Here is a 14,831-nt window from a genome sequence, read left to right as displayed (position 1 = left end):
GCAAGCGCCAGGGGCTGCCACCCGGCACCCGGGCTCGGGATCAGTCGTCGCGGCGCCGGATGGCCCAGGCCCCGGCCAGCACCGTGAAGGTGATCACAATGCCCACGATCACCGCAAAGCCATGGGGATGGTCGGCCAACGGAATGCCGCCCACGTTCATGCCCAGCAGGCCGGCCACCAGGTTGATGGGCAGGGCCAGCACGGTGACCATGGTCAGGGTGAACACGCTGCGGTTGGTCTGCTCGCCCACCTGGGCCTCGATCTCTTCCTGCAGCAGGCGGATGCGCTCTTGCAGCTCGGCCGCGTCGCGGATCACCAGCGAGAACTCTTCGGTGGCCTGGCGCAGTTCCTCCAGGTCTTCGGGCGTGATCCAGGGCGGTGGGCGGCGCAGCAGGCGAAACAAGGCCCCTGGCTCGGGCGCCAGCAGTCGCTGCAGTCGCACCAGCACGCGGCGCAGTTGGCCCAGCTCGGCCCGCTTGCGTTGCAGGCGACCGAGCAGCAACTGGTCTTCCACATGGTCCACCTGCAGGGTGGCCTGGCGCACGATGCGCAGCAGCACATCGCCCTGGTCGTGCATGAGGCGGTTCAAGAAGGCCACCGACGAGCCGAACACATGGCCATCACGCACCGACTGGCGCAACACGTCGATGGTGCGCAACGGGTGCAGGCGCGCGGTCACGGCCAGGTGCGGGCCCACGTGCACCCACAGGGTCTCGATGTCGGAGGGGTCGAAAGAAAACTCGTAGGCCACATCGTTGACCACCGCCACCAGGGTGTCGTCGGCGTCTTCGATGCGGGTGGAGCGCGAGCCCTCGTGCAGGGCCTCGAAGAATTCGGGCACCACCGGCAGGTGCTTGCGGATCCAGGTCTCGGCCGCCGCATCGCTGAGCTTGAAATGCAGCCAGACAAATTCGCCCGGGGCTCGCGGGCCGGGCGCGGCCAGCCATTCCAGGGCCTCGTCCAAACCCAGCTCTTGCCCGCGGGCGCCAGCCTCAAAGCGGTAGCCGCAGATCAGGCCGTTGCGCGAGGCGCTGTGGGGCGGCTTCATGGGGCGCCCCACCGGCGGCAGGCCCTGGCCCGTGCTGCCCATGCCATGGCTCAGTACACCTGGGGCACGATCATGTCGGCAGGCACGGGGTTGCGCAGGTAGTCTTCGTGGCGCTGGCGTTGGGGCAGCTCGATGCTGGGGTGCTGCACCTCTTCGTAGGGCATCTGGCTCAGCAGGTGGCTGATGCAATTGAGGCGGGCCTTCTTTTTGTCGTCCGCCTGCACGATCCACCAGGGCGCTTCGGGGATGTGGGTGCGCTCCAGCATGGTCTCTTTGGCCTTGGTGTAGTCCTCCCAGCGGCGGCGCGACTCCAGGTCCATGGGGCTGAGCTTCCATTGCTTGAGCGGGTCGTGGATGCGGCCCAGAAAGCGCAGGCGCTGCTCGTCGTCCGAGATCGAGAACCAGTACTTGATCAGCTGAATGCCCGAGCGCACCAGCATGCGTTCGAACTCGGGCGCCGAGCGGAAGAACTCTTCGTACTGGTCGTCATTGCAGAAGCCCATCACGCGCTCCACCCCGGCGCGGTTGTACCAGCTGCGGTCAAACAGCACCATCTCGCCCGCGGCCGGCAGGTGGGCCGTGTAGCGCTGAAAGTACCACTGGGTGCGCTCGCGGTCGTTGGGGGCCGGCAGGGCCGCCACTCGGCACACGCGCGGGTTCAGGCGCTGGGTGATGCGCTTGATCACGCCGCCCTTGCCGGCGGCGTCGCGCCCCTCGAACACGATCACCACCTTGTGGCCGCTGGCCACCACCCAGTCCTGCAGCTTGACCAGTTCGGCCTGCAGGCGGAACAGCTCGCGAAAGTACAGCCGGCGCAACTCGCGGTACTCGCTGGTCTGCACCGACTCGGCGCCGCCGGTGTACTGGTCGATGTCGCGGTCTTCGAGTTCGAGTTCAAGCTCTTCGTCGTAGCTGTCGTGGGCTTCCTGGTGGATGCGGCGGATGAGTTCGTCGTCAGAGATCAAAGCGGGACCTTATGAAGCAAAGCCCCGATAACGTACCCACCCAGTGTGTCCGCTTCATGACAAAGCTGGCACGGCTCAGCCCCCTCAGCCCCCGTCAGCCCCCCTCAGCCCATTACCGCGTGCGCCACCTGCATGTAGAACGGCACCCCCAGCAGCACGTTGAGCGGAAAGGTCAGGCCCAGCGACAGCCCGAAATACAGCGCCTGATTGGCTTCGGGCACGGCATAGCGCAGCACGGCCGGCACAGCGATGTACGAAGCGCTGCCCGCCAGCACCATCAACAGGCCGGCATCGCCCGCCGGCAAACCGGCCAGCCAGGCCAGGCCCAGACCCAGAAAGGCGTGGGTGAACGGCCCCAGCACGGCATACAACAGCACCCAGGGCGATTGCCCGCGCAACTGGGGCAGTTGGCGCGCCGCGTTCAAGCCCATGTCGAGCATGAAGAAGGCCAGCATGCCCTTGAACAGATCGCCCGAGAAAGGTTGCATGGCGGCCTTGCCGGCATCGCCCGACACCAGGCCCACCACCATGGCCCCCAGCAACAGCAACTGGGCGCCATCGGTGAAGGACTCGTGCAGCAGGTGGCCGATGCGATGGCCCGGTGCCCCACCCTGGCCGCCCCAGCCCCCCGCGCTGAGGCTGGCGGTACCGCCCCCATTGAGCTGCACCGAGGCGGCGGTGCGGCCTTGGCGCAGGTGGTTGGCCATCAGCACGGCCAGCACGATGGCCGGCGACTCCATCAAGGCCATGGCGGCGGCCATGTGGCCGCCATAGGGCAGGCCATTGCGCTCCAGGTAGGCCACGGCGGTGATGAAGGTCACCGCGCTGACCGAACCATAGGTGCTGGCCACGGCCAGGGCATCAAAGGGCTTCAGCAGGCGGCGCAACACCAGGTAGCCGAGCGCCGGCACGGCCAGGGCCAGCAGCACGGCACTGAGCAGGCTGGCCAGCACCTCGCCACTGAAGCCCGAGTGGGCCAGCGCGAAGCCGCCCTTCAGGCCCAAGGCCATCAGCAGGTAAAGCGACAGAAAACGCGACACCGCCGCCGGGATCTCCAGATTGGAGCGCACCAGGCCGGCCATCACCCCGAAGACAAAAAACAGAATGGCTGGATCCAACAGGTTTTGCATGAATGACTCCTCAATGCAGCGATGTTAGAAAAGCCAACCCATTAAGTAAAATCAGTTTTAAGGCCATCAACCATCGACAAAACCCTATGCATGTCAGCTTTCGGCAGCTTCAATTGTTCTTGGCCCTGGCCGAGCAGGGCAGCATCAGCGCCGCCGCCCGGGCCTGCCATGTGACCCAGCCCACGGTGTCGATGCAGCTCAAGGAGCTGAGCGAATCGCTGGGCCTGCCCTTGTACGAACAGGTGGGCAAACGCCTGTTTCTGACCCAGGCCGGCGAAGAGCTGGCGCGCAGCGCGCGCAACATGGTGGATGAGTGGAGCGGCCTGACCCAGCGCATCGACGCCATGAAAGGCCTGCAGCGCGGGCGCCTGCGCGTGTCGGTGGTGAGCACCGCCAAGTACTTTGTGCCGCGCATGCTGGGCGCCTTCTGCCAGCGCCACCCCGACATCGACATCGCCCTGCAGGTGCTGAACCGGGACGGCGTGCTGCAGCGCCTGCGCGACAACCTGGACGACCTGTGCATCATGTCGATGCCGCCCACCGACCTGGACATCGAACAGCAGGTGTTCATGCCCAACCCCCTGGTGGTGATTGCCCCGGCCTCGCACCGGCTGGCTGGCGTGAAACGGATCGAACTGAGCGAACTGGCCCACGAGCGCTTCATCTTGCGCGAGCGCGGCTCGGGCACCCGCCTGGCCGGCGACGCCCACCTGAGCCGGCTGGGCTTTCAGCCCCAGGTGCGGCTGGAGCTGGGCAGCAACGAGGCCATCATGCAGGCCGTGGCCGGCGGGCTGGGCCTGGCCCTGGTGTCGGAACACGCCCTGGGCGAACACCGGGTGGACGAGGCCCTGACCGTGCTGGACGTGAACGGCTTCCCGATGCACGCGCACTGGTACATGGTCTACCTGAAGGGCAAGCGCCTGTCGCCGCTGGCAGCCGCATTCCACAGCTACCTGGGCGCCCAGGCCGCGGCGCAGCGCGCCGCGCAAGCCGGTAGCGCGCCAGGCGCTGTGGCCGCAGGCGAGATTTCGTCGCCTTCTTGACGGTTCGGGCTGGCAAGTGTCACGCAAGACTGGTAATTTGAGACCGATAGCCGTTCAATTAACACCTTTAACCGCTCGTACCTCTGATGACCTTGAAACACATTCCCGATCCGACCGACACCCGCAGCCAGCGCATGGTTTACGCGCTCAAGCAATTGCTGCAGTTCAAGCCGGCCCAAGAACGCGAAATGGCCATCCATGTGCTGAGCGGCGTGGTCGTGACCCCGCTGGACGACCCCCAGCGCGAAGGCCACGGCCTGCTGAACCTGAGCTTTCCGGGCGGGCGCAGCGAAGCCGTGATGGGCGACGCCTACCTGAAGCTGCAGATGATCGAGCACTGCCGGCTCGAACGTGACGGCCTGGAGGGTGAAGGCCCGGTGGCCGCGCGTGTGCAAGACCTGGCCCAGAAGCTGGCCCAGATCTACGAACTGGGCTGAGCCCCGGCCGGCCCTGCCCGGCCCGCGCCCAACCGCATCCCCCCAACTGACCGGAGCCCGACCATGAGCCAGCCACTGTCAATCGACGACATGCTCAAGATGCCCAATACCTTGCTGTACGACCCGGTGAGTGAGGTGGGCGCCGCCTACGACGGCCTGCACCGCCTGATCACAGAAAAAGCCAGCCACGCACTGGTGCACTACGCCCTCAACGACGGCTATCAGGATGCCCCCTGGGACCCCGCCAAACACGACCCGAACGGCGACTGGAACCCCCTGCCCTCGTGGCTGCAAGGCGAGGCGCTGCACCGCTGCGTGCTGTACTGGATCAAGAGCGGTGACGAAACCGACGAAGACCTGCTGAAGATCCCCGCGGCTTGAAACGCCCGCGTGAAGTGACCGCGTGAGGTGACCGCGTGAAACGATCGATCGGCAGCCCGCTCAGGGCTTGCCGACCGCCACCGGGGCCATGGTGACCCGGGGCATGGGCTTGAAGTCTTCCAGAGCCGTGACGCTGAACCCCACCCGGCCGTTGTCCCAACCCCGGTTGGGCGTGAAGCCCACACGGGTGACACGGCCCAGGTTGCCGATCACCTTGGGCGGCACATCCACCAGGCGGTCGTAATCCACAAAGGCATAGGCCCGCCAGGTCATGCCGGCCTTGGGCAAGGGCTCGTTGGACAGGTTTTCGGCCACCCAGGCATCCTGCACCCAGCATTGGGGCCCGGGGCGGATGGGGTCGATGATCTCGGTGACCACCTGCATCTCATCGCGTTTTTCACGCTCTTCCTTGAGCGTGCGGGCCGTCGTGAAGCGGATCACACCATCCAGCACCAGCGTGCCGCGCGCATCGGGCCCGACAGGCGTGTTGGCATCACGGCACAGGCGCACCTGGCCCGATTCGCCCCGCGCCTGCACGCCACCGGCCGCCAACAGGGCCGACACACACACCACACCGATCAGAAACTTCATGGGAACCCCTCAGCGGCCTGGGCCTGCCCCCGTCTTGATCAGGGGCCCAGCCTGGCACATCGATTATTTGTAACTGGCTGGCATTTCATCACAAATCGCCCAGGCAGAGCCACCGCTGCAACGCCCAGGGCGGACTTGTTGCACATGAGCGGGGGAGAAATTTCAGGCCAAGCCCCAGCGCCTGCTCTCAGCCCCCGGCCGGCCGCAGCCGGGCCGGTGACAGCATCTCGGCCGTCAAGCCAAACCCGGCCAGCCGCTCGGGCAAGGGCAGGCTCCGCGCCAGCGCCGCACAGGCCTCGCCCATGGCCGCCGAGGTTTGAATGCCATAGCCCCCCTGCGCCGCCACCCAGAAGAACCCCGGCAGCTGCGCATCAAAGCCGCCCACCAGATCGCCATCGGCCACAAACGAGCGCAGCCCGGCCCAGGTGCGCGCCGGGCGGCGGATGCTCAGGGTGGTGGCCTCTTCGATGCGGTACAGCGCCAGGGCAATGTCCATCTCTTCGGGCTGCACGTCTTGTGGTGGCACCGGGTCGGCATTGGCCGGCGAGCCCAGCAACATGCCGGCATCGGGCTTGATGTACCAGTCTTCGCCCGCCCCGATCACCGCCGGCCAGGCCGCCACATGGGCACCCGCAGGCGCCGCAAAGGTAAAGGCTGAGCGCCGGCGCGGCTCCAGCCCCAGGGGCTGCGCCCCCGCCAGGGCCCCCAGCACATCGGCCCAGGCGCCCGCGGCATTGAGCACCACCGGGGCCTGGTAGACCACGCCTCTGGCGCGCACCTGCCAAACCGAACCCACACGCTGCAACTGATCCACTTCGGCGTTGCACACCAGCTGGCCGCCCGCCTGGCGCATGCCGCGCAGGTAGCCCTGGTGGATGGCGTGCACATCCATGTCGGCGGCATCGGGCTCGTACACCGCACCCACCACCTGCTCGGGCCGCAGCGCGGGCACCATGGCACAGGCCTGCTCGGAGCTGAGCTGGCGCGCATTGGGCGCCATGGCCTGCAGCACCGCCCAATGCGCCGCCAGCTCGGCCTCTTGGCCCGGGGCCGCCACAAACAACACGCCCCGCGGGCTGAGCAAGGGGTGCTCGCCAAACGCGGCCGGCGGCTGCTCAAAAAACGCCCGGCTCGCCAAGGTGAGCGCCCGCACCTGCGGCGTGCCATAGCTCTCCATGAACAAGGCCGCCGAGCGGCCGGTAGAGTGGTAGCCGGGCTGGTCTTCGCGCTCCAGCACGATCACCTTGCCATGCGGCGCCAGCCAATGCGCCACCGAGGCGCCCGCAATACCGGCCCCCAGCACCAGAAAATCGGCATGCACCGGGGAGGAAGGGCTTGAGGACGATGAAGAAGTGGGGGTAGTCATGGCGCCCAGTCTAGGCATAAATTTGCATATACGCAAATTTTCAAGCCAAAAACAAGGCACAACGGTACCCACCGCGCACCACCCGCCCCTGGCAGAATCAGCGCACAAACCACGCCCACCCACCATGCCCGCCCCCGCACAACAAAACGCCCTGGACCGGGACACCTTTGGCCAACGCCTGCGCCAGGCCCGCAAACAAAAAGGCTGGACGCTGGCCCAGGTGGCAGAGCGATCGGGCGTGTCGATCACCACCATCTCGCGCGCCGAGCGCGGCCAACTGGCCCTGGGCTACGACAACTTTGCCGCCCTGGGCCAGGCCCTGCAGATGGACATGGGCTCGATGTTCTCAGACACCCAGCACCCGCCCCCCAGCCCCTTGCAACAAGGCCCCGTGCTGACCCGCGCCGGCCAGGGCGTGGTCTACCAGGGCCCCGCCTTTGCCTACGAATTTCTGGGCACCCAGGCCGTGGGCAAAAAGATGATCCCCACCCTGGGCACCGTGCACGCCCGCCGCATCACCGGCCCGCAAGACTTTGCCCGCCACCCCGGCGAAGAGTTTGTGTACGTGCTCTCAGGCGCCATCGAGGTGCACTTTGAAGACGGCCAATGCCTGCCCCTGGGCCACGGCGACTCGCTGTACTTCGACAGCCGCCTGGGCCACGCCTACATCAGCGTGAGCCGGCAACTGGCCAAGGTGATTGGGGTGGTGACGGATGAGAGTGGGTTGATGAGGGAGGCGCGGGGGGAGTGAGGGGCATTCGGCGCTCTCCACGGTGCTTTGAATCCCAGGCGACTCGGGGCAGAAGCCCTTTTGGAGAGACGCAGGAGGCGATTCCACCCGCTGCAGTGAGGCCGCCGGCATCCTGCTGGACAACGCCGCCGAAGGTACCTACCATTGATCATTACCATCAAGGAGCCCTTTATGGACACCGCACGCCTCTTTCAATCTGGCCGCAGCCAAGCCGTACGGCTCCCCAAGGCATACCGCTTCGCAGGCACCGAAGTCGTGGTAAAGCATTTTGGCAACGGGGTACTGCTGCTGCCCGCAGACGACCCCTGGCAAACCCTGCAAGCCGGGCTGGCCACGTTTGAGCCTGGCTTTGAACTTGTTCGGGAGCAGCCTGAAACCCAGCAGCGGGACGAGATTGGCCCATGATCCTGCTGGACACCAACATCTGTATCTACATCATCAACGCCAAGCCCCCTGCCGTATTGGCGCGTTTTCAGCAGTACCGCATGGGCGATGTCGGACTGTGCAGCGTGGTCGCGGCCGAACTGGCATTTGGTGTGGCCAAGAGCGGCTCGACCCGCAACCGCCAAGCGTTGGAGATGTTTTTGGCCCCACTCTCCATCCTGCCGTTTGACGACGCAGCGGTGTGGGCCTACGGCGATCTGCGTGCAGACCTCGAACGGCGTGGCACCCCCATTGGGGCGCTGGACACCATGATTGCCGCCCACGCCCTGAGCCAGCAGGCCCTGCTGGTCACCAACAACACCCGAGAATTTGCCAAAGTGCCAGGTCTGCAGCTAGACAACTGGGCCGCCGCCACCTGATTGTCAGATCGGGGTCGCCACAAGCCCCTCCGGGCACCGTGCAGGCCCGCCGCATCACCGGCCCGCAAGACTTTGCCCGCCACCCCGGCGAAGAGTTTGTCTACGTGCTCTCAGGCGCCATCGAAGTGCACTTTGAAGACGGCCAATGCCTGCCCCTGAACCGCGGCGACTCACTGTACTTCGACAGCCGCCTGGGCCACGCCTACATCAGCGTGAGCCGGCAACTGGCCAAGGTGATCGGGGTGGTGACGGATGAGAGTGGGTTGATGAGGGAGGCGCGGGGGGGGCAGAACCCAGCGCACCACGAGCACTGAAAGCTCGCAATATCGAGATTTTGGTAAGTTGCGAAAGCCACGGCGCGAGCCCAAACCGGGGATTGACAGCTCCAAAGCTGCGGACGCTCGATGCCGTCGTGATCTCCGGTGGGTTGGCCATAGGGCTATGAAACCGCTGCTGACTCCATTGCCGTTTGCGAAATCAAACCCGCGTCCGCATTCAGTCAGGTGCAGCACTGCCATCGTCCGGTTGGGTGAGCCGCCGAATCGTCAAAGCGCAGCGCTGCTCAATCAAGACATTGATTTGCTCAACCACGGCGTTTCCGGCAAAACCGTGCCCAGAGTCAGACTGGAGCTTGCGTGCCATGGCTGGCAGCGACTTAGCCAACTCCAAAATGCGCCTTCTGGCCAGCGCTTTGGTCAGCCCGACGCTTTCAGCGAACCGCTCCCAATGCCTGGCCTGGATCTCGCCGAATTTGTATTTGCCTCCGATCTTCATCGCCATCTTGGGCGTCAGCGTTGGATATACCGCCGTCGAAAGTGTGTCGTAGAACGGTGCCAGAACAGGGGCCTTGCCTGAATACAGCAGCGAGAAGTTTTTGGCGTGCGCATCATGATTGCCGATCAACGCATTGAAAATCACGCAGTCGAGCAGTCGCAGGATCTGCGGCGCACTGGGCCGCGTCGCGCGGCGAACAAAATCAAAGCACTGGGCCAGATCCGGGCCCCCCTCATTCTGGTACTTCATCTCTGGCACCACCCCCAGTGCCTGGCAGAAATCCTCTTGATGAAGGCGTTGTCGGTACCCTTGGCCATCGATGAGTCGGTCGTAGCGCTCAACGAGCAGAAACGAGCGATCCAGCACCCGATGCACTTTTGATTTCGCAGGTTTGAGCTGCATGGCCTCAGCCAGTGCCATGCAGAATCCCTCGTTGATCACGCTATCTTGAACGGCGTGAATGGCGGGTTTCAGGATGTGAGAGCTGGGCGCGCCGCCCATCGGCAGCCCGATACGGGCACCATCAAAAACCACCGGCAGCTTGTCTTGGGCGCCAGCCAGTGAAAGTCGCAACCCGTCTTTGCCCGCCAGCATGGGGCGGCGAGGTAATTCATCCAGGATGGCAATGACTTCGTCGTCGCTCAGCCATTGAACGTCATCGTTACCCGTCGCCGCAGGCAAGGCCTGCCCGGGCTCAAGAAAGGTCACGGCTCCGGCGCACTCGCCGCCAATGTGGTCCAGCAAGGCAAAGTCGTTCTGGCCGGACACCTGGAACTGCTGAGCAATCAGTCGGCGCATCTGCCCTTCAGGCAGCAGACCCGCAAAAAATGGGCGCGTTTTACGATCGTCGAACGGCCCTGCTTGCAGGGGCAGCGAGGCGGACAAGGCGACTGCGTTTTGATGCGAAAGCCAAGCCGGTGTGTAGCAGAAATTCAATCGGCCATCCATCAGAGCCAGTGTGCCGACACGTTCGGCGAACAGCCAGACGTCAAGCTCATGCGCCATGGTCATCACCCTCACGTTGATCGTTAACCGCAACCGATGGCAAGCCGCTCAAGTGGACTTCTCCGCCCAGCGCATCAATGACCCGCAACACGTTTTCCAGCCGCACGGTGGGCTTGCCAGCCTCAAGGTCAACAATGAAGCGCACCCCCACCCCCGCTGCCAGCGCCAGCTGGGGCTGAGTCAGCCCGAGCCGCTTGCGGGCGGCACGAAGTGCAGAGCCGAGTTGCTGAGGTGATTGGATGGATGTCATGGCTTGATCAATTTCCCGTTCGGTAAATTATCGTCCAGGACCATGCTATGTGCGAGTGATATTTCCCGATCGGGAATGGCGATTGCCATCTCAACCCAGATCACAAAAAACCTTCCCGAACGGGAATGTTGGATGTGTCTGGCAAAGCGCGGCTCGTTGGCCACGCGCAGCAGTTCCTGGCGTTCTGCCTCACTCAAGGCGTGTGAGGGGCTTGGGCGATGATGATTTGCCAAGGGCCCACCACGGTCTTTGCGGATTTCATCATTCATCACCCGCCAGCCCGGCTTCTGACCAGGAGGGGTTGAAATCACTGCCCACGTCCCAGCCGACGTTCTGCCCGAGTTGTCGCCCCCGATCCAGCCGCGTCAGGAACGTCGCCTGCTGCGCAGTGGGTGTGCTTTGACAACCTCGCTTGCCACATCTGCATCAGGCCTGCCCTGGCAGCGCTCACTTGATCACATCATGTAGCGCGTAGGCGCCGATTGCCGCTCTTTGATCAAGGTGGTGATCACCTGGCTGGTCACGCCGTCCCAACTTTCGTCGAGGGTTTGTAGCAGCTTCTCGGCCTCATCAAAACGCCCCAACTCGCGGTACAACTCGGCCAGCTCCAGGGGGTACCTGGGCCGCGGTGCGGTGGCGTCCCATGCCAGCAAAAGTTCGCTCAGCCGCACCATGTTTTCGCGCTGCTCGGCCGTGGGCTCAAAAGCGGGCTGGGTGAACGGGCTACCTGCTGGCCTGCTGTAACTGGGCGCCTTTCGCCCCTTCAACTTGTCCCACCACATTCTGCGATCCGGGTTGGCCGCCAGCCAGGCGGCCTTCGTCGTCGCGGTGCGTGTCAAGGAAGTTGTCGCCTCCTCCACATCACGATGCTGGCGATAGCTATCCCTGTACGGATGATTGAGAAAGTGCCAATACCCCAGCCTTGCAGCCACCTCCAGGTCTTGAGCTTGGGCATGGGCAATGCAGTTAGGCAATTGCTCTTCAGGCACATGATCCATGCGTGGAAGGTCACTGGATTCGGCCGTCTCGATTTCCACCAAATTTTTCGTCAAAACATACTGGCCACAATTGCAGCGACGCAGGCCTTGGTCGTTGGGCATCAAGGAGCGCTCCAGCCACCCGTCAGTCCAATACTCGAACGCGGAAAAGTTGATGGAAACGTACCGGGGAAACACATAACGCGCCCCACAACACGGGGCGGCCAAGATAGTCACCCCTCGAACGATGGTCATGTATTCATCTTTCTGAGGCCTGGCAGGGGTTCAAGCACCCAGTGACCTCTGCCAGACGCGTTGGTTCATATTGGCATTTTCCTCGCGCGATCCGCGGTACCGAGTATTCAATGCGTCAAGATCTTCCGGAACGGTCTTGATGCACCTGATCGAGCGCATCACGGCGTTGCCCCCGCCTACCGCCATCAGCGGCGCCTGACCAGGGTCAGACGGCGGACACCGTGCAGCCTCTCGGCACAATGTGGACCATGGCCACCTCATCGAAAAGCCCCTCGCCCAAGCCCGCCGGGGTCAGCACCCGAAACGCCAAGGTACTGCAGCTCAAAGTCGAATTGCAGGGCGTGCGCCCCAAGGTCTGGCGGCGCGTGTTGGTACCAGCCAGCATCCGCCTGCCCAAGCTGCATGGGGTGCTGCTGCGTGCCATGGGCTGGGGCGGCGGCCACCTGCATGAGTTTGAGTTTGCGGAAGGCCGATATGGCGAGCCAGACCCGGATTGGCCCGACGAGTCAATGGACGACGAATCCAAAGTGACCCTGAACAAGGCGCTTGACGGTGGCAGCACGTTCACCTGGGTCTACGACTTTGGCGATCACTGGGCCCACAAGATCAAAATCGAGCGGGTTGATACCCTGCCCGCCGCCCTGAAGTTGCAGTTCCCCATGTGCCTGGCCGGCGCGGGGGCATGCCCGCCTGAAGACATTGGCGGGGCGCCAGGCTACGCCGAATTCCTGCAAGCCATTGCCGATCCAGCGCATCCGGGGCATCTCGAGATGACGGAATGGATTGGGCGGCCATTTGATGCCGATGCCTTTGATGTGCAGGAGGTTCAGGATCGGTTGTATGAGATTAGGCTTTAGGCGAGTGGTTTTGCGAGCCCCACATTGAATCACCCTCTGGTTGAGCCAACTACAAGTCACTTGGGTAGGAGATCTTCTAAAAACTCCGAACTGGGCAGGGCACTGGTCACCATCAACCGATCTCGAGCCCGAGTGCAGGCTACATAGAGCAAATGCCGCTCGGTGTTGTAGACCTCTTCAATGTCAGCGTCGTCCGTGACTGCCTCGACGCGTTCCTGCAATGGGATCACCTCGTCGTCGCAGGCCATCACAACCACTGCGCGGAACTCCAGCCCTTTTGCCAAGTGCATGGTGCAGACACTGGCTTGCCCGTTGGCTGTCTCCACATGCTCGTCCAACACGTTGAACGGAATACCAGCAGCGGTAACGGCAGCCACCGCCCGCGGTATCTGGGCATCAGAGCGAACGAAGATACCTATCTCGTGCGAAGCCAATCCATCTTTCGCCCGGTCAAGAATCCATGCGGTAACCGCCTTGCACTCCGCGACCTCGGACTTGAACGAACGAATGTCAGGGGCAGGTCCGTTAAAGACGGATACCGTGCCGCGACGGTCCTCGCTGTTGCCATCCACATCTGTGACATCCGGTCCCAGCAATTGGTCGGCTTGGGCCCGGATTTGATGCGAAGTTCGGTAGTTGATGTGCAGCGTGCGTGACCGCCCCCGGATATCGACACCCAGCGACTTCCACGAAAACGGCTGTTGAAAGATTCGCTGCCCCAGGTCACCGGCAAAGAACAAGCTGTTCGGGCGAACTTGCCCTCGGCTGGTACTGACCGCTGCCAGAAACTTCAGCTGAGCGATGCTCACATCCTGCGCCTCATCAACCACCACGAAGTCGAAGGGCTGATGTGGCAGCGTCGCGGCTTTCCCTGCCAGGCGGCTGAACATCTCCGCATGCGTGATCAGTCCGGCCTGTTTCAACGCTTCTTGCGTTCGCTCGAAAACAGCCCATAGAGCAACGCGCTGGGACTCCGAAAGCCGGGTCTTGCGCCCAAGCCGCTTCACATCCTTGTAGGCCTCCCACGTCTTCAACTGCCAAGCATCAACAAGATCATTCCACTCACCAAGCAGGAAGCGTTGGCCAAACTTCAGGGTGGTATCAGCCTTTGCAGCGTCAAGCAAGACCCGAACGATCTGTGCCTGAGAGGCCAGTTTCGGCTTTCCCCAATGCGCCGCATACAAGCGAGCGCCAATGGCCGACATGGACTGAACCTCCAGCCTCTCGGCCAACCTCGGTTGATTACTGATCAGGTTTTGCAGCTTGGTAGCCAAGGCACTGGCCAGGGTCTCGGAAAACGTCGCCAGGAGCACCCGGCTGTCTTGATGCTGTCGGGCCAAGTGAACGGCACGGTGCAATGCCACGATGGTCTTGCCAGTACCGGCCGAGCCGGAGATTCGGGCAGGCCCGGTGTAGTCGCGCTCAACCCATTGCCGCTGAGCCGGGTGAAGAAAGACGGTCCACTTCTCCCATGGGAAGTCGAGCGCCCGTTCCAGTTCTTCCACGTCTTTCATGACCCGGAATCGGCGCTGTGCATCCGGGTGGCTGAATGGATCGGCCCCCGGTTGGATCGCCGCCACTGGCTTCGGCGCTCCGCCCGTTGCCAGTTCTAGCAAGGCCTCGGCAGCCTCGGCAGGAAGATGGTCAGCCAGCACCAATAGACTGTCTTCATCCACCTTGCGCACATCAGCCAGCCATTCGGGTGGAACGCCATAGCTCAACAGTTCGTCATCAGTGCGCCTGTCAAACAACAAGCTCTTTGCCTTTGGAACGCTAACCGGCTTCGGTGCCTTGGCCTTGACACCATCAGGCGCCACTGCCACCTCGCCAGTGCGAACTACGACTTCTTCAACGCGTTCGCGAATCTCGACCCACTGAGCGGCACCCGTCTTGGGATGCACTTCCAGCTTTCGGCGCTCTGCCCACTTGTAGGCCTTATCGTGATGATCAACATAGCAGAGCAGGAAACTGGTGGCTGTCTTGTGCACGATCACGCGAATGTCGCTGCTGACCCTGACCGACCAGAAATTCTTGTCCTTCGACTGCTCTATCTTGTGCAAGCTCATGCTCGGGTGAGCCGGGTTCAACTGCAAGTCGAACGCAGTCGTCTTCACCGCTTTCTGCTCATCGCCGGTGAGTCTGGCGAGGCTGTCAGTAAAAGTATCGGCAATGCGGAAGTCCATCGTGCTGTCTCCCGC

At 63.4% G+C, this 14,831-nt stretch carries 17 protein-coding genes and 1 pseudogene; 8 read left to right on the top strand and 10 right to left on the bottom strand.

The window, feature by feature from the left end:
• Positions 1 to 40: 40 nt before the first annotated feature.
• From AC3WUT_RS10640 to AC3WUT_RS10630, 3 genes are all read right to left on the bottom strand, one after another.
• Positions 41 to 1,048, bottom strand: a complete 1,008-nt coding sequence (locus AC3WUT_RS10640; RefSeq protein WP_492347067.1) for a transporter — start codon at positions 1,046 to 1,048, stop codon at positions 41 to 43.
• Between the two features lie 50 nt (positions 1,049 to 1,098).
• Positions 1,099 to 2,010 (bottom strand): polyphosphate kinase 2, encoded by a 912-nt coding sequence (ppk2, locus tag AC3WUT_RS10635; protein ID WP_492347066.1) that lies wholly within the window; start codon positions 2,008 to 2,010, stop codon positions 1,099 to 1,101.
• 107 nt (positions 2,011 to 2,117) lie between these two features.
• Complete coding sequence (locus AC3WUT_RS10630) at positions 2,118 to 3,143, bottom strand: sodium-dependent bicarbonate transport family permease (RefSeq protein WP_492347039.1); 1,026 nt, start codon at positions 3,141 to 3,143, stop codon at positions 2,118 to 2,120.
• A gap of 86 nt (positions 3,144 to 3,229) precedes the next feature.
• On the opposite strand from AC3WUT_RS10630, the gene AC3WUT_RS10625 reads away from it, so the two are divergent.
• The 3 genes from AC3WUT_RS10625 to AC3WUT_RS10615 all read left to right on the top strand — a co-directional run bounded on the left by AC3WUT_RS10625 (position 3,230) and on the right by AC3WUT_RS10615 (position 5,004).
• Positions 3,230 to 4,186 carry a LysR family transcriptional regulator gene (locus AC3WUT_RS10625; RefSeq protein ID WP_492347038.1) on the top strand — a complete coding sequence of 319 codons (957 nt, stop codon included), beginning with the start codon at positions 3,230 to 3,232 and terminating at the stop codon, positions 4,184 to 4,186.
• A gap of 86 nt (positions 4,187 to 4,272) precedes the next feature.
• Positions 4,273 to 4,623, top strand: coding sequence for a hypothetical protein (locus AC3WUT_RS10620; RefSeq protein ID WP_492347037.1), 351 nt, complete (start codon positions 4,273 to 4,275; stop codon positions 4,621 to 4,623).
• Positions 4,624 to 4,686: 63 nt separating this feature from the next.
• On the top strand, positions 4,687 to 5,004 hold the full coding sequence (locus AC3WUT_RS10615; protein WP_492347036.1) for a hypothetical protein: 318 nt from the start codon (positions 4,687 to 4,689) through the stop codon (positions 5,002 to 5,004).
• Positions 5,005 to 5,064: 60 nt separating this feature from the next.
• On the opposite strand, the gene AC3WUT_RS10610 is transcribed toward AC3WUT_RS10615, so the two are convergent.
• Both AC3WUT_RS10610 and AC3WUT_RS10605 read right to left on the bottom strand, forming a co-directional pair.
• Positions 5,065 to 5,595 (bottom strand): hypothetical protein, encoded by a 531-nt coding sequence (locus tag AC3WUT_RS10610; RefSeq protein ID WP_492347035.1) that lies wholly within the window; start codon positions 5,593 to 5,595, stop codon positions 5,065 to 5,067.
• Between the two features lie 187 nt (positions 5,596 to 5,782).
• On the bottom strand, positions 5,783 to 6,961 hold the full coding sequence (locus AC3WUT_RS10605) for an NAD(P)/FAD-dependent oxidoreductase (RefSeq protein WP_492347034.1): 1,179 nt from the start codon (positions 6,959 to 6,961) through the stop codon (positions 5,783 to 5,785).
• Positions 6,962 to 7,085: 124 nt separating this feature from the next.
• Between AC3WUT_RS10605 and AC3WUT_RS10600 the strand changes: the two genes are divergently transcribed.
• The 4 genes and pseudogenes from AC3WUT_RS10600 to AC3WUT_RS10585 all read left to right on the top strand — a co-directional run.
• Entirely contained in the window at positions 7,086 to 7,712 is a 627-nt protein-coding gene (locus AC3WUT_RS10600; protein WP_492347033.1) for a helix-turn-helix domain-containing protein, read from the top strand.
• Positions 7,713 to 7,883: 171 nt separating this feature from the next.
• Positions 7,884 to 8,117, top strand: a complete 234-nt coding sequence (locus tag AC3WUT_RS10595) for an antitoxin (protein WP_492347032.1) — start codon at positions 7,884 to 7,886, stop codon at positions 8,115 to 8,117.
• Entirely contained in the window at positions 8,114 to 8,515 is a 402-nt protein-coding gene (gene vapC / locus AC3WUT_RS10590) for a type II toxin-antitoxin system tRNA(fMet)-specific endonuclease VapC (RefSeq protein ID WP_492347031.1), read from the top strand. The genes AC3WUT_RS10595 and vapC overlap by 4 nt, the downstream gene beginning before the upstream one ends.
• A gap of 32 nt (positions 8,516 to 8,547) precedes the next feature.
• Positions 8,548 to 8,829: pseudogene (locus tag AC3WUT_RS10585) on the top strand (cupin domain-containing protein); the annotation flags it as partial.
• Positions 8,830 to 9,010: 181 nt separating this feature from the next.
• Here the strand turns inward: AC3WUT_RS10585 and AC3WUT_RS10580 are convergent.
• The 4 genes from AC3WUT_RS10580 to AC3WUT_RS10565 all read right to left on the bottom strand — a co-directional run bounded on the left by AC3WUT_RS10580 (position 9,011) and on the right by AC3WUT_RS10565 (position 11,644).
• A complete protein-coding gene (locus AC3WUT_RS10580; RefSeq protein WP_492347030.1) occupies positions 9,011 to 10,300 on the bottom strand; it encodes a type II toxin-antitoxin system HipA family toxin in 1,290 nt (429 codons plus the stop codon).
• Positions 10,284 to 10,544, bottom strand: coding sequence for a helix-turn-helix transcriptional regulator (locus AC3WUT_RS10575; RefSeq protein ID WP_492347029.1), 261 nt, complete (start codon positions 10,542 to 10,544; stop codon positions 10,284 to 10,286). Before AC3WUT_RS10575 ends, AC3WUT_RS10580 begins: the two co-directional genes overlap by 17 nt.
• A complete protein-coding gene (locus AC3WUT_RS10570) occupies positions 10,541 to 10,813 on the bottom strand; it encodes a hypothetical protein (protein ID WP_492347028.1) in 273 nt (90 codons plus the stop codon). Before AC3WUT_RS10570 ends, AC3WUT_RS10575 begins: the two co-directional genes overlap by 4 nt.
• 186 nt (positions 10,814 to 10,999) lie before the next feature.
• Positions 11,000 to 11,644 (bottom strand): hypothetical protein, encoded by a 645-nt coding sequence (locus AC3WUT_RS10565; protein ID WP_492347027.1) that lies wholly within the window; start codon positions 11,642 to 11,644, stop codon positions 11,000 to 11,002.
• A 380-nt stretch (positions 11,645 to 12,024) separates the two neighbouring features.
• On the opposite strand from AC3WUT_RS10565, the gene AC3WUT_RS10560 reads away from it, so the two are divergent.
• Positions 12,025 to 12,633 carry a plasmid pRiA4b ORF-3 family protein gene (locus AC3WUT_RS10560; RefSeq protein WP_492347026.1) on the top strand — a complete coding sequence of 203 codons (609 nt, stop codon included), beginning with the start codon at positions 12,025 to 12,027 and terminating at the stop codon, positions 12,631 to 12,633.
• Between the two features lie 56 nt (positions 12,634 to 12,689).
• Here the strand turns inward: AC3WUT_RS10560 and AC3WUT_RS10555 are convergent, their stop codons facing one another.
• Entirely contained in the window at positions 12,690 to 14,816 is a 2,127-nt protein-coding gene (locus AC3WUT_RS10555; RefSeq protein ID WP_492347025.1) for a 3'-5' exonuclease, read from the bottom strand.
• Between the last annotated feature and the right edge of the window lie 15 nt (positions 14,817 to 14,831).

This window comes from Curvibacter sp. EU05-FHT14A10 (assembly GCF_058791075.1).
This window is presented reverse-complemented; position numbering and strand designations above follow the sequence as displayed.